The sequence below is a fragment of the Bradyrhizobium barranii subsp. apii genome (genome assembly GCF_011516635.5).
GTDB lineage: Bacteria > Pseudomonadota > Alphaproteobacteria > Rhizobiales > Xanthobacteraceae > Bradyrhizobium > Bradyrhizobium barranii.
The window spans coordinates 9,733,366-9,757,734 of sequence record NZ_CP096255.1; the positions used below are offsets into that span (position 1 = coordinate 9,733,366).

Annotated in this window: 21 protein-coding genes, 1 tRNA gene and 2 pseudogenes; 20 read left to right on the forward strand and 4 right to left on the reverse strand. The window is 64.7% G+C overall.

Going from position 1 to position 24,369, the window contains the following annotated elements; translation table 11 throughout:
* Window positions 1–300 precede the first annotated feature (300 nt).
* From HAP41_RS46300 to HAP41_RS46370, 15 genes and pseudogenes are all read left to right on the forward strand, one after another.
* Window positions 301–374, forward strand: a tRNA-Gly gene (locus HAP41_RS46300).
* A 436-nt stretch (window positions 375–810) separates the two neighbouring features.
* Window positions 811–3,918, forward strand: coding sequence for a VCBS domain-containing protein (locus tag HAP41_RS46305; protein WP_224580558.1), 3,108 nt, complete (start codon window positions 811–813; stop codon window positions 3,916–3,918).
* The gene (locus HAP41_RS46310) at window positions 3,915–5,258 is read left to right on the forward strand and encodes an IS1380 family transposase (protein ID WP_166053720.1); all 1,344 of its coding nucleotides are present in this window, start codon (window positions 3,915–3,917) and stop codon (window positions 5,256–5,258) included. The genes HAP41_RS46305 and HAP41_RS46310 overlap by 4 nt, the downstream gene beginning before the upstream one ends.
* A 188-nt stretch (window positions 5,259–5,446) precedes the next feature.
* Window positions 5,447–5,605, forward strand: coding sequence for a hypothetical protein (locus HAP41_RS46315; RefSeq protein WP_166068640.1), 159 nt, complete (start codon window positions 5,447–5,449; stop codon window positions 5,603–5,605).
* 191 nt (window positions 5,606–5,796) lie between these two features.
* Window positions 5,797–6,378 carry a helix-turn-helix domain-containing protein gene (locus HAP41_RS46320; protein WP_071917075.1) on the forward strand — a complete coding sequence of 194 codons (582 nt, stop codon included), beginning with the start codon at window positions 5,797–5,799 and terminating at the stop codon, window positions 6,376–6,378.
* Window positions 6,378–6,890, forward strand: coding sequence for a GNAT family N-acetyltransferase (locus HAP41_RS46325; RefSeq protein ID WP_166068635.1), 513 nt, complete (start codon window positions 6,378–6,380; stop codon window positions 6,888–6,890). Before HAP41_RS46320 ends, HAP41_RS46325 begins: the two co-directional genes overlap by 1 nt.
* Before the next feature lie 2 nt (window positions 6,891–6,892).
* Window positions 6,893–7,357: a GNAT family N-acetyltransferase gene (locus HAP41_RS46330; RefSeq protein ID WP_166105361.1), complete on the forward strand. Its 465-nt coding sequence runs from the start codon at window positions 6,893–6,895 to the stop codon at window positions 7,355–7,357.
* Window positions 7,358–7,446: 89 nt separating this feature from the next.
* Window positions 7,447–8,489, forward strand: a pseudogene (locus tag HAP41_RS46335) (LacI family DNA-binding transcriptional regulator).
* An 82-nt stretch (window positions 8,490–8,571) separates the two neighbouring features.
* A pseudogene (xylB, locus tag HAP41_RS46340) lies at window positions 8,572–9,865 on the forward strand (xylulokinase).
* Window positions 9,862–11,184 (forward strand): xylose isomerase, encoded by a 1,323-nt coding sequence (gene xylA, locus HAP41_RS46345; protein WP_166068626.1) that lies wholly within the window; start codon window positions 9,862–9,864, stop codon window positions 11,182–11,184. Before xylB ends, xylA begins: the two are co-directional and overlap by 4 nt.
* A 12-nt stretch (window positions 11,185–11,196) precedes the next feature.
* Window positions 11,197–11,955: an ATP-binding cassette domain-containing protein gene (locus HAP41_RS46350; protein ID WP_166068624.1), complete on the forward strand. Its 759-nt coding sequence runs from the start codon at window positions 11,197–11,199 to the stop codon at window positions 11,953–11,955.
* On the forward strand, window positions 11,955–13,037 hold the full coding sequence (locus HAP41_RS46355; protein ID WP_166068609.1) for an ABC transporter permease: 1,083 nt from the start codon (window positions 11,955–11,957) through the stop codon (window positions 13,035–13,037). The genes HAP41_RS46350 and HAP41_RS46355 overlap by 1 nt, the downstream gene beginning before the upstream one ends.
* Before the next feature lie 94 nt (window positions 13,038–13,131).
* Window positions 13,132–14,064 carry a sugar-binding protein gene (locus HAP41_RS46360; protein WP_063985925.1) on the forward strand — a complete coding sequence of 311 codons (933 nt, stop codon included), beginning with the start codon at window positions 13,132–13,134 and terminating at the stop codon, window positions 14,062–14,064.
* Between the two features lie 107 nt (window positions 14,065–14,171).
* Complete coding sequence (locus HAP41_RS46365) at window positions 14,172–15,149, forward strand: aldo/keto reductase (protein WP_166068585.1); 978 nt, start codon at window positions 14,172–14,174, stop codon at window positions 15,147–15,149.
* A gap of 4 nt (window positions 15,150–15,153) precedes the next feature.
* On the forward strand, window positions 15,154–16,005 hold the full coding sequence (locus HAP41_RS46370) for an amidohydrolase family protein (protein ID WP_166068583.1): 852 nt from the start codon (window positions 15,154–15,156) through the stop codon (window positions 16,003–16,005).
* A gap of 183 nt (window positions 16,006–16,188) precedes the next feature.
* On the opposite strand, the gene HAP41_RS46375 is transcribed toward HAP41_RS46370, so the two are convergent.
* The 4 genes from HAP41_RS46375 to HAP41_RS46390 form a co-directional block, all read right to left on the reverse strand.
* On the reverse strand, window positions 16,189–16,554 hold the full coding sequence (locus tag HAP41_RS46375; protein WP_028147997.1) for a nuclear transport factor 2 family protein: 366 nt from the start codon (window positions 16,552–16,554) through the stop codon (window positions 16,189–16,191).
* 154 nt (window positions 16,555–16,708) lie between these two features.
* Entirely contained in the window at window positions 16,709–17,059 is a 351-nt protein-coding gene (locus HAP41_RS46380) for a RidA family protein (RefSeq protein WP_166068572.1), read from the reverse strand.
* Window positions 17,060–17,176: 117 nt separating this feature from the next.
* Window positions 17,177–18,094, reverse strand: a complete 918-nt coding sequence (locus HAP41_RS46385) for an extracellular catalytic domain type 1 short-chain-length polyhydroxyalkanoate depolymerase (protein WP_175617973.1) — start codon at window positions 18,092–18,094, stop codon at window positions 17,177–17,179.
* Window positions 18,095–18,097: 3 nt separating this feature from the next.
* Window positions 18,098–19,756 (reverse strand): FAD-binding dehydrogenase, encoded by a 1,659-nt coding sequence (locus tag HAP41_RS46390; RefSeq protein ID WP_166068550.1) that lies wholly within the window; start codon window positions 19,754–19,756, stop codon window positions 18,098–18,100.
* 249 nt (window positions 19,757–20,005) lie between these two features.
* On the opposite strand from HAP41_RS46390, the gene HAP41_RS46395 reads away from it, so the two are divergent.
* From HAP41_RS46395 to HAP41_RS46415, 5 genes are all read left to right on the forward strand, one after another.
* Window positions 20,006–20,527 (forward strand): Clp protease/crotonase-like domain-containing protein, encoded by a 522-nt coding sequence (locus HAP41_RS46395; RefSeq protein ID WP_014491335.1) that lies wholly within the window; start codon window positions 20,006–20,008, stop codon window positions 20,525–20,527.
* A 121-nt stretch (window positions 20,528–20,648) separates the two neighbouring features.
* Window positions 20,649–20,843, forward strand: a complete 195-nt coding sequence (locus HAP41_RS46400) for a hypothetical protein (protein WP_028160269.1) — start codon at window positions 20,649–20,651, stop codon at window positions 20,841–20,843.
* Between the two features lie 24 nt (window positions 20,844–20,867).
* On the forward strand, window positions 20,868–21,458 hold the full coding sequence (locus tag HAP41_RS46405) for an SCO family protein (RefSeq protein WP_166068534.1): 591 nt from the start codon (window positions 20,868–20,870) through the stop codon (window positions 21,456–21,458).
* 161 nt (window positions 21,459–21,619) lie between these two features.
* Window positions 21,620–22,555: an ABC transporter substrate-binding protein gene (locus HAP41_RS46410; protein ID WP_166105357.1), complete on the forward strand. Its 936-nt coding sequence runs from the start codon at window positions 21,620–21,622 to the stop codon at window positions 22,553–22,555.
* A gap of 157 nt (window positions 22,556–22,712) precedes the next feature.
* Window positions 22,713–24,353 (forward strand): lysine--tRNA ligase, encoded by a 1,641-nt coding sequence (locus tag HAP41_RS46415; protein WP_166068527.1) that lies wholly within the window; start codon window positions 22,713–22,715, stop codon window positions 24,351–24,353.
* Window positions 24,354–24,369 lie beyond the last annotated feature (16 nt).

The following is a 24,369-nucleotide window of genomic DNA, read 5'->3' on the forward strand; positions in this document are numbered from 1 at the left end:
CTGACCCGTCTCGCTCCAATCATGGAAACACATGGTTTGCGCCGTCCACCTCGATGGTCAAGCGACATGGGCGCCTTGAGCTCCCCATGAGTGTCCACAGGCACTTGGTTGTAGTCACTCTCTGAAATCCGGCGCGCAGTGGCGTTAGACTTGAGGCGAGCGGGCCTTTGCCTGCCTGCGAGATTGCAAAATGCGACGCGGTTTGGTCTAAGTATGCCGTCTACGGACCGCCGTGTCCGTGCCAAAATCGTGCCAAGCAAATTCGGCTCGATCGCGAAAGACAAGCAATCTCAAAGGATTGCGGGCGTAGTTCAATGGTAGAACGGCAGCTTCCCAAGCTGCATACGAGGGTTCGATTCCCTTCGCCCGCTCCATTCAAAAATTGATGGCCGCTGATTTGGCGTGTTGGATGTTTCTCCGACCCCTGGCCACGTTCATCTTGGCGTATCCGGAAGCATGAAGGGGCCAAAGATCCGCCAAATGGCGTCGGTCTCCCCAGCGTCGGTTCAAGTGGCCAATTTTTGGCGATGGCAATTCTTGGCGATGTAACGGATCACCGCTCGCGCTGCATTTCAGAATGGAGCGGCTTATTCATCCCGACGGCACGAGATCACCCTGAGGGGTGCTATGCGCGCTCGCAGCCCGGTGCGGATGCGCATCGGTGAAAGACTATTGGTGCAGTCTGATTGCTTGTCGTGCAGCGGGGCAGCCGACGACGCTCCGTCTGATCCCGCCCGGCTGCATCAAGCGTTCGTCATCCAAGGGCACTAAACTTGCTTTGGTCAGCAGGGACTCATTGGCGCCGCGTTCTTGTTTCTGATCATCGAACAAAACATTCGGACCCGGCCTGTTGCCGGGCAAACGGAGGCATTGATGACAAATTCAGCACCTGTTTTCACCGCTGGCGGTGGCAGCGACGATGCGTTCACGCGCGCGTCGACCAGCGCAACCGGGGCGCAGGCGGATGGCGCGAGTTTCCAGGCCGCGTTCTCGCCCGACGGCACGAAAGTCGCGTTCGAATCCTATGCCGACAATCTGGTGCCCGGCGATACCAACGGCGCACCCGACGTCTTTGTGAAGGACCTGACGACTGGCGCGATCACGCTCGTGTCGACCAATGCCAGCGGAGTTCAGGGGGATGGCTGGAGCTACCAGCCGGTTTTTTCGCCCGATGGCACCAAGTTGGCGTTCGCATCGGGCTCCGACAATTTGGTGCCGGGCGATACCAATCAAGCTTTGGACATCTTCGTGAAGGACCTGGCCACCGGTGCCGTCACGCGCGTGTCGACCAGTGCCAGCGGGGCGCAGGCGGACGGCTTATTGACCACCAACCCGATATTCTCGCCTGATGGCACCAAGGTTGCGTTCTATTCCGATGCCGACAATCTCGTGCCTGATGATACCGACCACGTGCGCGACATCTTCGTGAAGGACCTGACCACTGGCGCGATAACGCTCATAGCGCCCAGTCCATACAACGGAGGACCCGGCGGCGGCGGGCTTGAGAATGGCTTTACCTTCCCCCCCTCGTTCTCGCCCGATGGCACCAAAATCGTGTTCGGGTCGGCCACAGTGCGCGGCGACACCACCGAGATCTACATCAAGGACCTTTCCACCGGGGCCACCACACTGGTGTCGGAGAGCGCCAGCGGCGCTCGTGGGGATCGCGGCAGCTTCGACCCGGTGTTCTCGCCAGATGGCACCAAGGTGGCGTTCTATACCTTTGCCGACAATCTTGTGCCGGGTAGTTCTAACAACCTAATCGGCAACATCGTCATTAAGGATCTGACCACAGGCGCGGTCACGCTGGTATCGACCGATGCCGACGGAGTCCCGCAGAACAACGGCGAAGCCCAGGAACCCGTGTTCTCGCCTGATGGCACCAAGATTGCGTTCTATTCCAGTGCCACCAATCTCGTGCCGGGTGTCAATGCCGATCAGGTCGTCTATGTGAAGGACCTGGCCACGGGTGCCATCACGGCCGTCTCGACCAATGGGGGCAGGCCGTGGGAATTCGGAGGCGGCAGCCGGCTTCCCGTGTTCTCGCCTGATGGCACCAAGGTGGCATTCGAGTCCTTATCCAGCATTCTGGTGCCGGGCGATACCAACCATACCTACGACATCTTTGTAAGAGATCTTACTACGCCTTCCTTCACCGCAGCGAAGCTGACGGACAATGGCGCTGCCCATGTTTCGACATCGCAGGCGGGTTTCTTTGCCGGTGCCCACACGGTCGCGGTGGCACCGCAAGACGGCAATCTCGGCACACTCACGGCCACCATCGACGTTGCCGATGGCAAGGTGACGTGGAGCTATGATGTCTCTCATGCCAACATCGCTCCGCTCTCGGCCGGACAGACCCATACCGACATCTTCATCTTGGTCCTCGACGGCTTCTACGGGACACAGGGCATCACCGTGACGCTGACGGGAATCGATGATGCGCCCGTGATCAGCTCGGGCACGACGGCAAGCTTCGCGGAGAATGGCTCTGGCGTTGCCTACCACGTCGCGGCGACCGATGTGGACAGTCCCGCGCGGACCTATTCGCTGTCCGGCACTGACGCGGCTCTGTTCGACGTGTCGGCGACGGGCGATGTGACGTTCAAGTCCGCGCCCGACTTCGAGGCGCCGAAAGACGCGAACCACGACAACGTCTACGACGTCACCGTCGCGGTCAGCGACGGGACAGAGATCGCGACAAAGAACGTCGCGATCACGGTCACTGACGTGAATGACACCAGCGGCGGCGGTGGCGTTCTGACGGTCACCGGCTCGACCGGCTTCACGTCGATTGACCGGGCCACGATCAATATCAGCGTGACCGGCAATTTGCACGAGACCGCCAGCGCCGGTGTGATCAGCAACAGCACGATCAACAATCTCGGTTCACTGAGCGAAACCCAGGCGATGCTCGCGTTCGTGAACGATACGATCTTCGGCGGTTCCCTCGGTGCGATCGTCGCCAATGGCGGCACCATCACCTTCGACAACGTGCATCTCGACGGGACGTCGCTGGATGCGACATCAGGCGGACTCATCGAATCCGTTGCAGGCAGCGCCAACAGCTTCAACAACGTGACGCTCAAGGCCGGCGCCGTGTTTGACGACAGTGCCGCAAGCGCTCTGCATGTCAGCGGCACGCTGAACAATGGCGGCAAGATCGAGTTCTTCAATTTCGCGAAAGCCATCCTGACCGGCGACACCACGGTCATCGGCAATGGCGAGATCAAGCTCGATCCGGGCTCCTCGATCCTGAACAGCGGTGCACATCACACGCTCGACCTTGACGGCGGCACGATCGACGGCGCCGGCACGATCGGAAACGGAGATCACAGCCTCACCTTGGATATCGGCGTCTCCGGCACGCTCGAGGCGAACGGGTCCCAGCCGCTTGCGGTGAATACCGGCAATTCCGTCACCAGCAGCGGCCTGATCGAAGCCGTGCATGCCTCGCTCGATTTCGACGACGCCGTTTTCAACACCTTTGGAACGATCACCGCAGATCAGGGCGGCACGATCGATTTCGGGAATGGCTTGACCAATGGCGGCATCGTCAATGTCCACGCCGGCAGTGAGGTGGATGTTTCGGGCAACCTCGTCAACAACGGCACTGTCCTGGATAGTGGCGTGCTCAAGGTCGATAATTTAAGCGGGACTGGCGCTGTCAACGTCAACAACGGGACATTGGTGGTCACTGGCAATCTAAGCAGCAATGTCGTTCTGACGGGTACGGACTCATTTGTCTTCGGACCCGATGCCAAACAAACATCCGGCGTCATCTCAAACTATCCCGTCTTATTCGTCAGAGGGCGCCTGAGAGGCTGGCGAGCGTGGTGTAAAGCGCTGATGCGGCGTAGGATTCGGTTGCAAAGCCAACCCCATCACCTTCAGCCGCGAACACCAGGCCCGCCATGACCGATGATACGATTCTGCCCTTCTCGTTTCCAGCCGTTCACGCCAAGAAAGTCACAGCTGCCTTCGATGGCGGTCGGCTGACCTCGAACGGGGGCGTGATGCTTCTGGCGATGGCCGAGCGGCGTCTCGGCTTGGCCGACAATTTGGCCCGGGTGTTCCCGGATCGGCGCGATCCGACGCGGGTCGTGCACAGCCTTGTCGATATGTTCCGCGCGCGCATGTTCGCGATCTGCTGCGGCTACGAGGACGCCGACGACCTCGATCATCTGCGGTCCGATCCGGCATTCAAGCTGGCCTGCGGACGGCTGCCGGACACGGGTCGCGATCTGTGTTCCCAACCGACGCTGTCGCGTCTGGAGAATGCTCCGCGCCTGCGCGACGTGATCCGACTGACCTACACTTTGGTCGACGCATGGATGGATAGCTACCCGCGCGAGCCGGCATCCGTCACGCTCGACATCGATGATACCTGCGATGTCGTCCACGGCCATCAGCAGCTCTCGCTGTTCAACGCTCATTATGACGAACGCTGCTTCCTGCCGATCCACGTCTACGACACGGAGAAGAGCCGGCCCGTGGCGGTCGTGCTGCGGCCCGGCAAGACGCCGGGCGGCGTCGAGGTGCGTGCCCATCTGCGCCGCCTGGTACGGCATATCCGGACGCGGTGGCACAACACGCGAATTACGTTCCGTGGCGACGGGCACTATGCCCGGCCGGAGGCAATGGCGTGGTGCGAGACCAACGGCATCGACTACATCTTCGGTCTGTCCGGCACCAAGCCGCTCGCCAGAAAAGTCGACGCGGTCGCCGACGACATCCGCACGCGACGCGCCATCGAGAACCTGCCGGTTCTGCGCGGCTATACCGAGACGCGCCACAAGGCAAAGTCCTGGGATCGCGAACGACGCACCGTCGCCCGTATTGAGGCGACGATGCTCGGCCTCGACATCCGCTTCGTCGTCACCAGCCTCGATGTCGGCTCGGCCGAGTGGATCTACGACAGCCTGTATTGCGCGCGCGGCCAAGCCGAGAATCTGATCAAGCTGCATAAGACGCAGCTCGCCTCCGATCGCACCAGTTGCCGTTCGGCGCTCGCCAATCAAGTCCGCCTCGTTCTCCATACCGCCGCTTATTGGCTGATGCTGACCGTGCGCGACGCCATTCCCAAAGTCCGGGAATTGGCCACTGCCGAGTTCGCGACGCTGCGTCTTCGGCTCTTGAAAATCGCCGCCCGGGTTGTCGAGACCAAGAGCCGCATTCGCCTTGCGTTCGCCGCGGCATGTCCCGAAGCCGACCTGATCCGCAGCTTGCCCGGCGCGCTGCTGCCGCTCGGTCCTTGACCGGTGGGGCGTCCGCCCGCGTTCACCCAACCCATCCCTCAAGCGCGTTGCAAAGTACCGGTCGTCAGGCGGTGAAAAGCCGAAGGCAATCCTGTGCGCCTCGTCAGCGGAGGTGTGCGGATGCACCAGTCGGACCAAAATACCGCGCTCTCACGAATAGGGCGGGCTATACGCCAGGCACAACGTTGGTGCTGGATGGCTTCGACACCACGGTGAACGCGGCATTTGACGCTCAGACCGGTATTTTGACACTGACCGATGCGGATCATCATGCGATGACGCTTCACCTCGCGCCTGGATCCTTGATCCCGCAAGCCCATGGCGCGGCGCCGGATTTTCTTGTCTAGCGAATTTCCACGAGGACACTTTGCCGAGCCCGCCATGTCCAGGCGGGCTGTGGCAATTCGCCAGGGAATTTGCCGCGCAAAAATTCTAATATATTAGCTCTTCGCATCCGGCATGCGCGCCCCGCCCGGCTTAAGCTTCTCCCGCCCTGATGGGTGCGGTCCTCCTGTCGGGCAATATTCGGATGAAAGCCATGGACCAGCAGAAACTCGACCGTGCGATCGGTCGTCGCTTGAAGACGTTGAGGACGCAGGCGGGCATCACGTTGAACGAACTCGCGACGCGCTCCGGTGTCAGCCGGGCCATGATCGGGAGGGTGGAGCGGGCGCAGAGCAGCGCCACCGCTGCGCTGCTCAACAAGCTCTGCGCGGCGCTCGATGTCACCCTCAGTGACGTCGTCGCGCTCGCCGAGAAACCGCCGGAGCGGTTGATGCGGCTTGCCGACCAACCGCTTTGGCGCGATCCCGACAGCGGCTACCGTCGGCGGCACGCCTCGCCGCCGGATGCGGCAAGTGGCATCGAGATCATCGTCGTCGACCTGCCGGCCGGTGCGCGCGTCTCCTACAGCCCCTGGGGCCGCAACGCGTTCACCCAGCAGCTGCTGATGCTGGAGGGCGCGGTCTGCGTGCATATCGACGCCAAGACCGTGCGGCTGCGCGATGGCGATTGTCTCGATTTCGACGTGATGCGGGCGGTGACCTTCGAGAACGAAACCAAACAGGATGCGCGCTACGTCATCATCACGCGGCGCGGCACATCGTACGGGAAAATGTGATGTCGCTGATCGTGCGGGACGCCACGCTGGAGGATGCCGAAGATATTTTGGCCATCTACAATTACGCCGCGATCAACACCACGGCGGTATGGACCGACGGACCGGCTGATCTGGCCTCGCGGCGCGAGTGGATGCGCGCGCGGCAAGCGGCCGGCTATCCCGTGCTGGTCGCGATGAAGGGCAGGGACGTCGTCGGCTTCGCGTCATTCGGCGATTTCCGCCCTTGGCCCGGCTATCGCCACACGGTCGAGAATTCGGTCTATGTCGGCGAGCAACATCATCGGCTCGGCGTCGGCCGCTGCCTGATGGCCGCGCTGATCGAGCGCGCTATCGCGCTCAACAAGCACACGATGGTCGCCGCGATCGAGGCCTCGAATTCCGCCTCGACCGGGTTGCACGCGTCGTTCGGCTTTGCCGAGGTTGGCCGTATGCCTGAGGTCGGCTGCAAGTTCGGCCGCTGGCTCGATATGGTCCTCATGCAGAAGCGGCTTTCAAGTGAGGTGAGGCCGTGACGATGCAGGTCCGCACCGGCGATACCTTCGATCCGCGCGTCATTGCGCTGCTCGACCATCACGTCACGGCTGCGCGGGCGCAGACCGCGCCGGGCAGCGCCCATGCGCTCGATCTCGCGGGGCTCCGCGCGAGCGACGTCGCGTTCTGGACCGGCTGGGACGGCGAGACGCTGGTCGCCACCGGCGCGCTGAAGCTGCTCTCGGCCGACCATGGCGAGGTGAAGTCGATGCACACGCTGCAAGCCACGCGGAGGCGCGGCTTCGGTGGCCAAATGCTCCGCCGCATCATCGCTGAGGCCCGCGCGCGTGGCTTGCAGCGGCTCAGCCTCGAGACCGGCTCCTGGGACTATTTCAAGCCCGCGCATGCGCTCTATCAGGCGCGCGGCTTTGTGCTCTGCGGCCCGTTCGAGGGGTATGTCGAGGATCCCAACAGCCTGTTCCTGACGCTCGACCTGACCGGCGGCTGAGGCCGCGCGGTGTTAACCCGGGCGCGAAAACATCGTCGTGTGCCTCAAAATGAGTTGCGCACCTCAAAACACCTCGATAACCTTCAGCCATGGCCGATACTCTCACCGCGACCGCGCTGACGCTGAAGGACATCGCCCGCGAGGCGGGCGTCAGCCTCGCGACGGTCGACCGCGTCCTGCACAACCGCCCGGGCGTGCGGCCCGATACGGTCCGGCGGGTCAAGGCGGCGATCGAGCGCAACGCCTTCCAGCCGCACGTTGCCGCCGCCGAGCTCGCCCGCAGCCGTGCCCGCCGCTTTGCCTTCGTGATGCCGGCGGGGCCGAACCCCTTCATGCAGCAGATCGAGGCCTATCTCGGCGAGATGTCGGCCTGGCTCTCAGCCCGCCGCCTCGGCGTCGAGGTGGTCGCCACGGATGTGTTCGACCCGTCCGTGCTCGCGGCCTCGCTGGAGGCGCTGTCCGGCGATTACGACGGCGTCGCCGTGGTGGCGCTGGACCATCCCGGGGTCCGCGCCGCGATCAACGATCTCGTCGACGCCGGGACCAGGGTCGTGACGCTGGTCTCGGACGTGCCGTCCTCGCGTCGCCACCATTATGTCGGCATCGACAACATTGCCGCGGGGCGCACCGCCGGCGCGCTGGTCGGTCGGCTGGTCGGCCAACGGTCCGGCAAGGTCGCGATCGTCGCGGGCTCGCAGGGCCTGCGCGACCATTCCGAACGCACCTTCGGCTTCAGCCAGGTGATGGCGTCGGAATTCCCCGATCTCAGCGTGCTGCCGGTGCTGGAAGGGCGCGACGAAGACGGCCGTTCGGAACAGGTCCTGGCGCAGCTGCTCGGCAGGCATGCTGACATTGTCGGCCTTTATAACGTCGGCGCCGGCACGCAAGGCGTCGCCAAAGCGTTGAGCGATGCCGGCCGCGGCAAGCAGGTGGTATTCGTCGGACACGACGCACCGTACTGACGCGCCGGCTGCTGTTGCAGGGCGTGATGGATGCCGCGATCTCGCAGAACCCCGGGCATGAAGCGCGCGCCGCCGTGCGCGTGCTGCTCGCGCTTGCGCGCGGCGAGCCGATCTTGCGCGAACAGGAGAAGATCAGGATCGACATCGTGATGCGGGACAATTTGCCCTAGGGGCGGGTGGATTTCGAAACGGTCCGTTGCGGAAAGGGCGACCTCAAGAGCGCGCACCGCAACAGGCGAAAGGGAGGACGGCGTGTATCTCGGTATCGACATCGGCACATCCGGTGTGAAAGCGGTGCTCGTGAGCGAAACCGGCGCGATTGTCGCGACGGCCGCGCGCGAGCTTGCGCTGTCGCATCCCGCGCCGCTGTGGTCCGAGCAGGATCCCGACGCCTGGGTCAATGCGGCGGTTGGCGCCGTCGACGATCTCGCCGCCCGCCATCCGCGCGAGGTCGCTCAGGTGCGCGGCATCGGGCTGTCCGGCCAGATGCATGGCGCGACGCTGCTGGACGAGGATGGACGGCCGCTGCGCCCCGCTATTCTGTGGAACGACGGCCGTTCGCACGCCGAATGCGTCGCGCTCGAGCGGCGCTGCCCGTCGCTGCACACGATCGCCGGCAATCTGGCAATGCCCGGCTTCACCGCGCCCAAGCTGCTCTGGGTCGCGCGGCACGAGCCGCAGATCTTCGAGCGCGTGGCGAAGGTGCTGCTGCCGAAGGCCTATGTGCGTTATCGCCTCACCGGCGAGATGGTCGAGGACATGTCCGACGCCGCGGGCACGCTGTGGCTCGACGTCGGTCTGCGCCGCTGGTCGGCGCTGCTGCTGCATGCCGTCGGGCTCGATCTCCACCACATGCCGCGCCTCGTCGAGGGCAGCGAGGTCAGTGCAGTGCTCGCGCCGGAATTCGCGCGGCGCTGGGGCATGGCGAATGATGTCGTGATCGCCGGCGGTGCCGGCGACAATGCCGCGAGCGCCATCGGGCTCGGCGCGATCGCGCCGGGCGATGCGTTCCTGTCGCTCGGCACATCCGGCGTGGTGTTCCGCGTCACCGACCGGTTTGCACCGGCACCGGCTTCGGCCGTGCATGCGTTCTGCCATGCGCTGCCCGGCCTCTGGCATCAGATGGGCGTGATGCTGTCGGCCGCGGCTTCGCTGGCCTGGCTCGCGGGTGTGATGGAGACGCCGGCCGCCGCGCTCCTGGCGCCGCTCGGCGAGCGTGTCGACGGACCGAGCTCCATAAAATTCCTTCCCTATCTCGACGGCGAGCGCACGCCGCACAACGATGCCGCCGCCAGCGGCGCCTTCGTCGGCCTGCGCGGTGCGACCGGGCGCAGCCAGATCGTGCAGGCCGTGCTGGAAGGCGTCGCCTTCGCCGCGCGCGACAACCTCGCGGCTCGCCGCCACAGGCGAACATCCCGCGGAAGTGTGCAAGCGCCCGCGGCGGCTCGCGAGCTTTGCGCCCCGCGCATCCGTCACTGCGGCCTATGACGACGCCTATCGGCGGTGGCGCGAACTTTATCCTGCGTTGAAGGAGAGTCTTAAGTGAACGCACCAGCAAAATTCTTCGATGCAAGCGCCCCTGTCGCCTTCGGCGGCAAGGATGCGGGAAACACGCCCACCTTCCGATGGTACGACAAGGACCGGCTCGTGCATGGCCGCAGGCTCGAGGATCACCTGCGCTTTGCGGTCTGCTACTGGCATTCGTTCTGCTGGCCGGGCGGCGATCCCTTCGGCGGCGAAACCTTTCTGCGCCCGTGGCATCAAGGTGCCGATGCGATGGCGCAGGCACGCGCCAAGGCCGATGTCGCCTTCGAGCTGTTCCGCCTGCTGGACGTGCCCTTCTTCACCTTCCACGACGTCGATGCGGCGCCGGAAGGCACTTCGCTCAGCGAGTCCGTCGCCAATCTCAACGCGATCGCCGATCTGTTCGAAGCGAAGATGGCCTCCGCAAAAGTCCGGTTGCTGTGGGGCACGGCCAATTTGTTCACGCATCGCCGCTACATGGCGGGTGCCGCGACCAATCCGGACCCCGAAATCTTCACCTATGCCGCCGGCCAGGTCCGCGCCGCGCTGGAGGTGACGCACCGGCTCGGCGGCCAGAACTACGTGCTGTGGGGCGGCCGCGAGGGCTACGAGACGCTGCTCAACACCGATCTCAAGCGCGAGCTCGACCAGCTCGGCCGCTTCATCTCGCTGGTCGTCGAGCATAAGCACAAGATCGGCTTCAAGGGCCCGATCCTGATCGAGCCGAAGCCGAAGGAGCCGACCAAGCATCAATATGATTTCGACGTCGCCACCTGCTACGGCTTCCTGGAGCGCTACGATCTCCTGAACGACGTCAAGCTCAACATCGAGCAGAACCACGCCATTCTCGCCGGCCACTCCTTCCATCACGAGGTCGCGCTCGCCGAGGCGCTCGGCATCTTCGGCTCGCTCGACGTCAATCGCGGCGACGATCTGCTCGGCTGGGACACCGACCAGTTCGCGATGAACGTGCCGGAGCTGGCTCTGGTGTTCCACGAGATCCTGAATCGCGGCGGCTTCACCTCGGGCGGGCTCAATTTCGACGCCAAGATCAGGCGGCAGTCGATCGACCCTGACGATCTGATCCATGCCCATGTCGGCTCGATGGATGCCTGCGCGCGCGCGCTCCTCGCCGCCGCCGACATGCTCGATGCCGGCGCCCTCACCGCACCGCTCGCGCAGCGCTACGAGGGATGGGCGGGGCCCGAAGGCCGGGCCATTCTCGGCGGCCAACGCTCGCTCGCCGAACTGGCCGACCGTGCGCTCAGCCCCGGCTTCGACCCGCGGCCGCGCTCGGGGCGGCAGGAATATCTGGAATCCCTGGTCAACCGCTACGTCTGAGGAAGGCCGCTGATGACAAATGCTGAAGCGACACCGGTCCTCGAACTGACCGGCATCGGCAAGGAGTTCGGCGCAATCCGCGCGCTGCACGGCGTCGACCTGCAGGTCCAGCCCGGCGAGGTCGTCGGCCTGATGGGCGACAACGGCGCGGGCAAGTCCACGCTGGTCAAGATCATCGCCGGCAATTTCCGTCCCAGCCATGGCGAGATCCGCTTTGCCGGCAACGCGGTCCATTTCAACCGGCCCGTCGATGCCCGCGGCGTCGGCATCGAGGTCGTCTACCAGGACCTCGCGCTTGCCGACAATCTGACGGCTGCTGCCAACGTTTTCCTCGACCGCGAGCTGAAGCGCAGGTTCGGCCCGCTCGCATTGCTCGACCACAAGGCGATGGCGGCGCGTGCGCTGGAGCTGTTCGGCGAATTGCGCTCGGAGACGCGCCCCGACGATCTCGTCAAGCAGATGTCTGGCGGCCAGCGCCAGGCGGTTGCGATCGCGCGGACGCGCCGCTCCAACGCGCGGCTGGTCATGATGGACGAGCCGACCGCCGCGATTTCGGTACGCCAGGTCGAGCAGGTCCTCGGCCTGATCCACCGGCTGAAGGAGCAGGGCGTCGCCGTCATGCTGATCTCGCACCGCATGCCCGATGTGTTCGCGGTGTGCGACCGCGTGATCGTCATGCGTCGCGGCGAGAAGCGGGCCGACAAGCCGATCCACCAGACGTCGCCCGAGGAAGTCACCGCCCTGATCACCGGCGCGAAGGAGGCGGCGTGATGGCCATGCCCTTGGAATCTCCGATCAGCTTCACCAATGTCGGCCGGATCAGATGGTGGCAGCGCGGCATCTTCGCCTCCCAGACCGGCTATGTCCTGCTCGCGCTGGCGATGCTGCTGGTGGTGATGCATTTCGCCAGCCCCTATTTCTTCACCGAAGGCAACATGCAGAACGTGGCGAAGAATTTCTCCTTCATCGCCATCGCCACCCTCGGCGTCACCTTCGTGATCATCACCGGCGGCATCGATTTGTCGGTCGGCTCGATGATGTGCTTCTCCGCCATGATCACCTCGATGGTCATGACCGAGCTGTCGGCGCCCGGCTCGCCCGCAGGCTCGCTGTTCGTGCATATGGCCGCCGACGGCAAGACCGTGCTGGCCAACGTGCCGGGTCTGATCCTGCTGATCTCCATCCTCGCGGGGCTCGGCGTCGCGCTGATTGCGGGCCTCGTCAACGGCTTCTGTATCGCCGTGCTCGGCCTGTCGCCCTTCGTCACCACGCTCGGCATGCTCTCGATCGTGCGTGGGCTCGGCTATGTCGTCTCCAACGGTCGCGGCAGTTTTCCTGGCGGGCCGGACGCTGATTACTTCTACGCGCTCACCTCGGGCGACGTGCTCGGCGTGCCCGTACCCTTCATCTACCTCGTGATCCTCGCGCTGGCGATGGCTGTGGTCCTGCACCACAGCTCGTTCGGCCGCCACGTGTTCGCGCTCGGAGGCAACGAGAAGGCCGCCGAACTCACGGGCATACCGGTCGTGCGGGTGAAGATCGAGGTCTATGTGATCTGCGCGCTTGCCGCAGGGCTCCAGGGCATCATCATCTCCGGCTGGCTCGGATCCGCGCCCGCCAACATGGCGACGTCCTACGAGCTCAACGTGATCGCGGCGGCCGTCATCGGCGGTGCCAACCTCGCCGGCGGCATCGGCGGTCCGTTGGGGGCCATCGTCGGCTGCGTGCTGCTGGAAGTGATCCGCAACGGCCTCGTGCTGGCACAGGTCAGCTCCTACTGGCAGCAGACGCTGGTTGGCGTGATCATCATCCTGGCGGTGCTGGTCGATCGCATCCGCTCGCGGATGATCTGAACTGACGTCGTTCCGGGAGGGCAACGAAAATGTCGCCTGTCCGCTCCCCGGACGATCTTGAGAGGATGGGCGCCAGAGAAGGGTGGAGGAAACAATGAGGAAACTTCTTCTTGCCGGCATCGCGGTCGCGATGATGGCGACGCCGGCGTTTGCCGCGAACTACCGTTTCGTGATCGTGCCCAAGGCGATGAACAATCCGTTCTTCGACTTCGCGCGCGATGGCTGCCTGAAGCGTGCCAAGGAGCTCGGCAACATCGAGTGCATCTACAAGGGGCCGGTGGAGCATGAGCCGGCGACGCAGGCGCAGATCATCCAGGACTTCGTCACCCAGAAGGTCGACGGCCTCGCCATCTCGGTCGCCGACGTTGCGGCCATGACCAAGTCGATCGAGGCGGCGACCGCGGCCGGCATCCCCGTCATCACCTTCGATGCCGATGCGCCTGGCTCCAAGCGGATCGCCTATATCGGCACCAACAACAAGGAGTTCGGCGTCGCGCTTGGCAAGGAGCTCTTGAAGCTGCGGCCCGATGGCGGCAAATACGCGATGGTCTCGGGCGGTCCGGGCGCCAAGAATCTCGCCGAGCGCGTCGACGGCGTCCGCGAGGCGCTGAAGGGCTCGAAATGGACCGAGGTCGCGGGCTCGCCGACCTTCTGCAACGACGATCCGGCGCTGGCGGTCCAGCAGATGACGGATATGCGCACCGCCACGCCCGACCTCGCCTCGATCGTTCCCATCGGCGGCTGGCCGATGTTCGCCCCCGAAGGCTTCAAGGCCTTCGCCTCCAGGAACAAGAAGGACATCGACTCCGGCAAGTTCACGCTGGTCGTCGCCGATACGCTGAAGATGCAGCTTGAACTGCTGCGCGACGGTTACGCCAATGCGCTGGTCGGCCAGCGACCGTTCGAGATGGGCGAGAAGGCGATGGATACGCTGCTCGCCATCAAGAAGGGCGAGAAGGTACCCGAGATCGTCTATACCGGCCTCGATCTCGTGACCAAGGACAACGTTGCGCAGATGTTGAAGTAGGAGCGTCGCCAGCCCCGTGCTCCTGCGATCCTCTCCCGCTTGCGGTTTCCGCAAGCGGGGGAGATGATTTGGACGGTTGGAAGGAAGACTTTTGGAAGGCAATGGGAATGAAACGATCGCGGCTCGGCTCCCTCGACGTCACCTCTATCGGTCTCGGTTCGGCCCCGCTCGGCGGATTGTTCACCGCCGTCAGCGATACCGATGCGTTCGCCACGATCGAGCGCGCCTGGTCGGCCGGCATCCGCTTCTACGACACCGCGCCGCTCTACGGCTTTGGCCTCGCCGAACGGCGGATCGGCGCTTTCCTGCTGCAGCAGCCGCGCGACTCCTACGTCATCTCGACCAAGGTCGGTCGTCTGCTGCGCGCGCCTGATGGCGCGGCCGCCGAGGACGCGCACTACAAGGGTACGTCGCGCGAGCGGCCGGTGTTCGACTTCTCCTATGACGGCGTGATGCGTTCGGTGGAGGAGAGCCTGACGCGCCTTGGGCTCGACCGCATCGATGTCCTGCTCGTGCATGATCCCGACGATCACTATGACGACGCCGTGGCCGGCGCCTTCCGCGCGCTCCAGCGCCTGCGCGCCGACGGCACGGTCAAGGCGATCGGTGCCGGCATGAACCAGTCGGAAATGTTGGTTCGTTTTGCCCAGGCCGTTGCGGTCGACTGCTTCCTGCTCGCCGGCCGCTACACGCTGCTCGACCAGGGCGCGCTGGATGCGCTATTTCCGGTCTGCCGCGAGAAGAACATCGGCATCCTGCTCGGCGGCATCTACAACAGCGGCATTCTGGCCAATCCGCATCCCGGCGCGAAGTTCAACTATCAGGACGCCGACGCGGCGCTGATCGCGCGTGCGCTCGAGCTCGACGAGCTCTGCCGCAAGCACGGGACCGAGCTGAAGGCCGCCGCGCTCCAGTTCTGCATGGCCCATCCGGCGGTCACAATTGCCGTGCTAGGCGCGCGCAACGCCGCGGAAGTTTCCGACAACATCGCGATGTCGGAGAAGGCGGTGCCGCAAGCCTTCTGGCAGGAGCTGCGTGCGCGCAAACTCGTCGACGCACGCGCGCCGTTGCCGGGCGGAGCGTGAGGGCATGATCATCGACGGCCATCAGCATTTCTGGGATCCGTCGCGCGCCGACTATCCCTGGATGGACGCGCCGGAATTGGCCTCGATCCGCCGCGCCTTCGGCCCCGCCGATCTCGCGCCGCTGTTGAAAGCAAACGGCATCGACGCGAGCATCGTGGTGCAGTGCCGCTCCGCGCTGGAGGAGACCGAGGAATTCTTGCGGATCGCGCATGCGACGCCCTCGGTGATTGGCGTCGTTGGCTGGGCCGATCTGACGGACGGTGCGCTTGGCGACACGCTCGACCGCTTGCGCGCTTCGCCCGGCGGCGACAGGCTGGTCGGCATTCGTCACCAGGTGCATGACGAGGCCGATCCGGACTGGCTGCTGCGCGAGGACGTTCAACGTGGCCTCACCGCAACGTTCGCCCGCGATCTCGCCTACGATTTTCTCGTCCGCACCCGCGAATTGCCTGCCGCGATCGCAACTGCGCAGGCCTTTCCGCAAGCGCGTTTCGTGCTTGACCACGCCGCAAAACCGCCGATCGCCGATGGCGGAAGCGCCGAATGGGCCGATCGCATCGCGGCTCTCGCGGCCTGCGGCAATGTCTGGTGCAAGATTTCGGGCCTCGCGACAGAAGCGGTGTGGAGTGACTGGGATGCCGAGCGGCTGTTTCCGTTCGTCGAACATGCCGCAACATGTTTTGGCGAGGATCGCCTGATCTTCGGCTCGGACTGGCCGGTGTGTCTGCTTGCCGGGAGTTATGGCGAGATCAAGGGGGCGCTGGAAGCGTGCCTGGCGAAGCTGGGTCCGAATGTTCGAGAGAGGGCATTTGGCGTGAATGCGAAGAGAGCCTATCGGCTGGCAACTGCAAGCTAAGGGCCGGGCTCTTGCTTACCCTCCCCTGGAGGGGGAGGGTCGATCGCGCGTAGCGCGAGCGGGGTGGGGTGATCTCTCCGCTCGAGCACCGCATTGGTGGAGAGACTGTCACCCCACCCCGTCTCACATTTCGCTGCGCTCAATGTGAGCCGACCCTCCCCCTCCAGGGGAGGGTAAGAGACGTCACGCGCCCGCGGGCACCTGGTCCAGAAATCCCGTGATGCTCCTGATGCGCCCGTCCTTCAGCACGGCGAAGTCGGTGCCCTTGATCGGGCTGTCGACACCGTCGGGACCAAGGCCCCACGAAAAGCGGACATGCTCGCCGTAGCCGTTGGGCTCGCCGATCAGCGTGAACTTGAAGTCGGGGAAACGCTGCTGCACGCCCGCGATCAGCGCGTCGATGCCGTCCCGGCCGTCACCCTTCATCAGGGGATCGACATAGCTCGCATCCGCCGTCCAGTTTTCGCTGAGCAGTTCGCGACGGCGGCCTGCGGCGCGCTCGTTCCAGAGCTCGATATAGCGGCGGGCGATGGTGACGGGGTCGGTCATGGTGCTCTCCTTCGATGGCGCCGTGTTCGGCTGTCTCGACTATCGAAGGTTCGCACGCGCAGATCGATTACCTCGGAGGTCATGCGTACGCAGAAAAGAAGCGCGATGATGCTCTCATCGCGCTTCGGACGTTCGCAACAATCTCAGCGCGAATTTACTGCGCCGCGGTGACCATGATCTCGACGGTGTACTGTGCAGCCGCGAGCTTGGCTTCGACGGTGGCGCGAGCCGGGGTGTTGCCGGGCGAGACCCAAGCGTCCCACACCGCGTTCATCTCGGCAAAGGTCTTCATGTCGGTGATGTAGATCGTGGCCGAGAGCAGCTTCGACTTGTCGGTGCCGGCCTTGGCGAGATGGCTGTCGATGGTCGCCAGGATGTCCTGGGTCTGCTTCGTGACGCTTTCACCGGCGGCCTTGTTGGCGACGACGCCGGCGAGATAGACGGTGTTGCCGTGCACGACGACCTGGCTCATGCGCGGGCCGGTTTCGAAACGCTGAATGCTCATTGGGGGATCTCCTGGTGGGAATGGCGGCCCTGTCTAGCCCAGCGCCCCCTGCTCTGCCACCCCGGGCACGCATGCGTTGCCGGGCACGCATGCGTTGCTCGCTGATGCACGCGTCGTTCACGGAAACTGACTGAAAAACGACCAGATCGTCTCGGCGCCGTCGATGTCGCGGTTCTGCGGCCCGAGCAGGCTGGTTGCAACCTTCGGGAAGCGGGCATCCGGAGCGTTGCCGGGCATGCGGTGGCCGCCATGGTTGATGCGATAGAGCACGACGTCGTGCCCTTTGGGACAGCGTGAGGAGATCCGTGTGACCGTAGACTGATCCGCGGGTGCCTTCTCGGGCAAATCGGTCACCTCGGCGTCATCGGTCTCGCAGCCATTGAGCTTGCGCCAGAAGGCCAGTGTCTCTTCGGTGGACCAGAACCCGTCTGCGGCATAATAGCTCGATCCGCGTCCGCCCTCGTAGGGGACCAGCGGGTCGGCCGTGCCGTTGATGAGCAGCATCGGCAGCGGCCGCGATGGATGGCAGGTGACTGCGGCCTCGTCCGTGAGATTCATGATCACGCTTGCGCCCGCCGCAAACAGATCGGCGCGCGCGCAAACCAGCGTCATCGCCATGGCGCCGCCATTGGAGGTGCCGGCGATATAGACACGCTTCGGGTCCGCCGTGCCGTTCGTCACCAGCGTCTCGACCAGCTTTGCGATGAAGGCGACATCGTCGGTGCCTTCGGGCGGGCCACGCAGCGCCGGTCCAGCTTTCGTCCGCGCATCGGCCCAGGCATGGTTGAGGCCATCAGGAAAGACCACGGCAAAACCCTCGCGCTTCGCGACCTGCGGCCACGCTGTGCGCGCGACCATGTCAGCGCCGCGCTGGGTCTTGCCGTGCAGCACGACCACGAGCGGCACCAGCCGCTTCGCCGGCAGTTGCGCGGTGTAGGATCGCTTCACGCCGTTGACGTCGATCGTATCGGCGGATGCAGCAGAAGCTGCGGCCAATGCCGCAAGAAGCGCCCCGATCTGCATCCACCTCCGCATGATCTAGCCCACGGCCTTCGCCGCGGCGCGGCCGGCATTGCGGCCCGAGAACAGGCAGCCGCCGAGGAAGGTGCCTTCCAGCGAGCGATAGCCGTGCACGCCGCCGCCGCCGAAGCCTGCGGCTTCGCCGACCGCATAGAGGCCGGGAATGACGCTGCCCTCGCTGCCGAACACGCGCGAGTCGAGATCGGTCTCGAAACCGCCGAGCGTCTTGCGGGTGAGGATGTTGAGCTTGACCGCGATCAGCGGCCCCTGCGCGGGATCGAGGATGCGGTGCGGAGAGGCGGTGCGGATCAGCTTGTCGCCGATATAGCGCCGCGCATTGTGGATGTTCATCACCTGCGCATCCTTGACGTAGGGGTTGGCGATCTCGCGGTCGCGCGCCTCGATCTGCATCCTGATGTGCTCGAGCTTGAGGAGGTCGCTGCCGGCGAGCTTGTTCATGGCCGCGACGAGATCCTCGATCTTGTCGCGTACGATGAAGTCGACACCATGGCTTTTGAATGCCTCCACCGGCGCCGGCGCGCCCTTGTTGGTGGCGCGGCGCAGGGTCATCCGCCAGCTCTTGCCGGTCAGATCAGGATTCTGCTCCGAGCCCGACAGCGCAAATTCCTTCTTGATGATGCTCTGGGTCAGGATGAACCAGGAATAATCATAGCCCGTGGACATGATGTACTGGAGCTGGCCGAGCGTGTCGGAGCCGGGAAACAACGGCGCCGGCAGCCGCGTGCCTGTTGCGTCGAACCACATCGAGGACGGGCCGGGCAGGATGCGGATGCCGTGGCGCGGCCAGATCGGATTCCAGTTCTGGATGCCTTCGACATAATGCCACATGCGGTCGCGGTTGATCAGCCGCGCGCCCGATTTCTCGGTGATGCCGATCATGCGGCCGTCGACATGCTCGGGCACGCCGGAGATCATGAACTTCGGCGGCTCGCCAAGCCGCTTCGGCCAGTTCTGCCGCACCAGCTCGTGATTGCCGCCGATGCCGCCGGACGCCACGATCACGGCCTGTGCCTTCAGCGCGAACTCGCCGACCACGTTGCGCGACGAGCTCTTGCCACGCTCGACATTGTCAGGGGCGAGCACGGCGCCGCTAATGCCGTCCACCGTGCCGTTGGTGATGGAGAGCGCATCGACGCGATGGCGGAACCTGAAGGTCAGCCGGCCGCTCTTCACGGCCTCGCGCGCACGGCGCTCGAACGGCTCGACGATGCCGGGGCCGGTTCCCCAGGTGACGTGGAAGCGCGGCACCGAATTGCCGTGGCCCATCGCGTCATAGCCGCCGCGCTCGGCCCAGCCGACCACCGGGAAGATGCGATGCCCCATCGCGCGCAGCCAGTCGCGTTTCTCGCCCGCCGCAAACGCCACATAGGCCTCGGCCCATTGGCGCGGCCAGAAATCCTCGTCGCGGTCGAAGCCGGCGGTGCCGAGCCAGTCCTGCATTGCGAGATCGAAGGAGTCCTTGATGCCGAGCCGGCGCTGCTCGGGAGAGTTGACCAGGAACAGGCCGCCGAACGACCAGAACGCCTGGCCGCCGAGCGACTGCTCGCCTTCCTGGTCGACCACGATCACCCGCTTGCCGGCGTCGGCGATCTCGGTTGCCGCCACCAGTCCCGATAGTCCCGCGCCGACGACGATGACGTCTGTCTCTTCCGCCATAGGTTCCCCCCTGTAGTTGTCCGGATTGAAGCCAGCCGTTGCAACTGAGATCAAGGGCTTGGCGCGTAAGACATCGTTAACTTGTTCCGGTTTGGGACCGAGTCGGACCTGGTGCAGCGCGGGCGCAACACTGGATTTGAATTTGTTTTGAGCCAGCCGGCGTGCCTAGACAAAACCACGGTTACGACGGACGCTAGCAACGCATCACCACCTGACACGCAGATTCGAATTCGACTGGGGCGGGGGACAATGAAGTTTCTGACGGGGTTGCTCGCGGCGGTTCTCCTGATCGCGGGCATGGGGGCTTCTCACGCAGTGGTTCGGATTGCGGATGACCGCGGTGGCCGGATCGGAACCTACGTCGACAGATACCAGGACCTGCGCCAGTCAGGTGACACCGTCATCATCGACGGCCTCTGTGCCTCGGCCTGCACCATCGTCCTCGGCGCCATCCCGCGCGACCGCATCTGTGTGACCTCGCACGCGACGCTCGGCTTCCACGCCGCCTGGGATTTCGGCACCAACGGCCGCGCCGTCACCAATCCCGAAGCGACCCAGATGCTCTATGCGATGTATCCCTCGCAGGTGAAGCGCTGGATCAACCAGCGCGGCGGCCTCACCCCGCACATGCTCTTCCTGAGGGGCAAGCAGCTCCAGGCCATGTACAAGCCCTGCTACCTCGACGCGCAAGCCTCGACCAACCGGCCCCTGCGCCGGGCTCTCCCACAGGCGGAAGAGCTGGAGTCCGCTCGGGGCCAGCTGCTTCGCTGACGTCATCGGCGCGATCTGACTCCGGGAAGTATTCCTTGGAACACCCGCGGCGCTTGCCCGGGCCCGGGCCAACGCCTATTTGAATGGCAAGGGAACCGGGGCCTTCGCCTCGATCGTTGTCATGGCTCAACCACTGCACCCGGCCCAACCGCTACAGGACAATTCGCCCACTGCCGGCCGGCTGCCGTTCGTGCTGCTGTTGGCTGGCGCGGGGATCGGCGGTCTGGTCGTGCTCGGCGCGCTGGCGCTCTGGTTCCACTACGGCAGCCAGGTGTTCTTCGAAATGATCAGGACCGGCTTTGCCGCCTGCTTCTGACCTGCGACAGGAAGTTTTCCGCTCATGAGCTCCACCGCCCGTCCGCTGGTGATCGCGACCGCCTTCGCTGCAAGCCTCGTCGTCGGACTATTGATCGTGTTCTGGGCGATGGGCGGGGTCAGCAAAGTGGCGCAGCCGGCCGCGATCGGCGGCCCGTTCCAGCTCACCGACCAGCACGGCAAGGCCGTCACCGACAAGAACCTGAAGGGCAAGCCGACCCTGATCTTCTTCGGCTACACCCATTGCCCCGACGTCTGCCCGACCTCGTTGTTCGAGATTTCGGAGGTGCTGCGCGCGATGGGCAAGGATGCCGACAAGGTCAATGCCGTCTTCATCTCGGTCGATCCCGAGCGCGATACGCCGGCGACGATGAAGGACTATCTGTCGAGCTTCGACCCGCACCTCGAAGGGCTCAGCGGCGACCCCGCCGAGACCGCCAAGGTGATCACCTCCTACCGGGTCTATGCCAAGAAGGTCCCGACCAAGGACGGCGACTACACCATGGACCACGCCGCGCTGATCTACCTGATGGACCGCGACGGGCGGTTCGTATCGCCGTTCAACATGAAGCGAACGCCGGAAGAGGCCGCGGCCGATTTGAAGCGGTATCTCTGAGGGCCCTTTCGGGCGCAGTCCTCTCCACATCGTCATGGCCGGGACAAGCCCGGGCATGACGGCTGAGAGACCTTTACCCATCCCGCAATCGGCGCTCGCGTTCCCGGTGGGATGGTCTATAACGCCTTCCGATCCCAATGAAATTCGCTCATTTCCGGCCGATGGCTCCATCGCAACAGGCGAAATCGTCCAAATCTGCCCGTGGCTTGCTGACAGGGTTGGCCGTCGCGGCATGCCTGCTAGCAGGCATGCCCTCCGCAAAGGCGCAGGCGCCCGCCAAGCAGCCCCCGGCGGCACCCCAGGCCACGCCGCAGGTCGCCCCTCAAGCCGCTCCCCAGGCTGTGCCCGGCTTCTGGGACCCGCGGCGGCGGCCGGAGCGGCCCGACCTGTCGCGCCTGACCGTGATCCGCTTCCTGACCGAGACCGACTATCCGCCGTTCAACTACACCGGCGCCGACGGCAATCCGGCCGGCTTCAACGTCGATCTCGCCCGCGCGCTGTGCGAGGAGATCAAGGTCACCTGCACGGTGCAGATGCGCCGCTTCGAGACCCTGGTCGACGCGCTCTCCTCCAACCGGGGCGATGCCATCATCGCCTCGATGGCGGTGAGTCCGCAGCTCCGCGTCCGCGTCGATTTCACCGATCCCTATTACCGCGTGCCGGCGCGCTTCGCCTCGCGCAAGGATGCGGTGATGCCGGAGATCCGGCCCGAATACCTCGAGGGCAAGAAAGTCGGCGTCATCGCCGGCTCCGCGCACGAAGCCTATCTCAAGGCGATGTTCACCGACGCCGAGCTGCACCCCTATCCCAACGACGACGCGATGCGCGCCGCCTTGCGCAAGGGCGAGGTCGACTTCATCTTCGGCGACGCCATCTCGCTGGCGTTCTGGATCAACGGCACGGATTCCGGCGATTGCTGCGCCTTCTCCGGCGGCCCCTTCGTCGAGAGCCGCTTCTTCGGCGAGGGCATCGGCATCGCCGTCCGCAAGGGCAACGACGTGCTGCGCCAGGCCCTGAACTGGGCCCTGTTCCGCGTCTGGGAGAAAGGCCGCTACACCGATCTGTGGCTGCGGTATTTTTCGGTGAGCCCGTTTTAGTGCCTGGGTGGGCAAAGGCGCGCTAGCGCCGTGCCCACCGTCTTTGGCAGTGGTGGGCACGCTTCGCTTTGCCCACCCTACGATTCCACGATAAAGGCGCTGCTACTTTTGCATTCTGCCCGGAAATCGCTATTTTCCGCGGCCCGGAGGCCCCTGAATGTCTGTCATCGATCTTGCCGCGAACCCGAGCGACCTGCGTGCGCTCGCCGAACAATCCAACGCCTGGCCGTTCGAGCAGGCGAAGGCCATTGTCGCGCGGCTGAAGAAAAGCCCGAAGGACGAGGTGCTGTTCGAGACCGGTTACGGCCCGTCCGGCCTGCCGCATATCGGCACGTTCGGCGAGGTCGCGCGCACCTCGATGGTGCGCCATGCCTTCCGCGTGCTGACCGAGGACAAGATCAAGACGCGCCTGCTGGCGTTCTCCGACGACATGGACGGCCTGCGCAAGGTGCCGGACAACGTGTCGAATAAGGCACCTCTGGAAGCCAATCTAGGCAAGCCGCTGACGCGCGTGCCCGATCCGTTCGGCACGCATGACAGTTTTGGCGCGCACAACAACGCGCGGCTGCGCGCGTTCCTCGATCATTTCGGCTTCGACTACGAGTTCGCGAGCTCGACCGACTATTACACGTCCGGCCGCTTCGACGCGACGTTGCTGAAGATGCTCGCGGCCTACGACAAGGTGATGGCGATCATCCTGCCGACGCTCGGCCCCGATCGCCGCGCCACCTATTCGCCGTTCCTGCCAATCAGCAAGACCACCGGTGTCGTGTTGCAAGTGCCGATGATCCGCCGCGACGTCGCGGCCGGCACCGTGACCTATGTCGATCCAGACACGAACCAGGAAGTCGAGACGCCGGTGACGGGCGGCAACGTCAAGTGCCAGTGGAAGGCCGACTGGGCGATGCGCTGGGTCGCGCTCGGCGTCGACTACGAGATGGCCGGCAAGGACCTGATCGACTCCGTGAAGCTGTCAGGCGCGATCGCCAGGGCGCTCGGCGCCACGCCGCCCGAAGGCTTCAACTACGAGCTTTTCCTCGACGAGAAGGGCCAGAAGATCTCGAAGTCGAAGGGCAACGGCCTGACCATCGACGAATGGCTGCGCTATGCGTCGCCGGAATCGCTGTCGCTGTTCATGTATCGCGAGCCGAAGGCGGCCAAGCGGCTGTATTTCGATGTCATCCCGCGCAACGTCGACGACTACCAGCAGTTCATCGACGGCTTTGCGAAGCAGGATGGCAAGCAGCAGCTCGGCAATCCGGTCTGGCACGTCCACAACGGCCATCCGCCGAAGGGCGACATGCCCGTCACGTTCCAGCTCCTCTTGACGCTGGTGTCGTCGTCGAATGCGGAGAATGCCGAGACGCTGTGGGGCTTCATCGGTCGCTATCGTCCCGGCGTGAGCCCGCAGACGCATCCGAAGCTCGATGCGATGGTCGGCTATGCCATCAACTACTATCGTGACTTCGTGGCGCCGACGAAGCAGTTCCGCGAGCCGACCGAGGTTGAGCGCGCCGCGTTGCAGGATCTGCGCGATGCGCTGTCACAGCTTCCGCAGGAATCCTCGGCCGAGGACATCCAGAACGTCGTCTACGAGATCGGCCGCCGCGAGCCGTTCCTCGACCAGGTCAAGAAGGGCAAGGACGGCCGTCCGGGCGTGACGCTCGACTGGTTCAACATGCTCTACCAGGTGCTGCTCGGCCAGGAGAAGGGCCCGCGCTTCGGCTCCTTCGTTGCGGTCTACGGCGTGCAGAACGCGGTGAACATGATCGACGGCGCGCTAGCGCGAAGCGCGTGAGGAGCGCGTAGCCCGG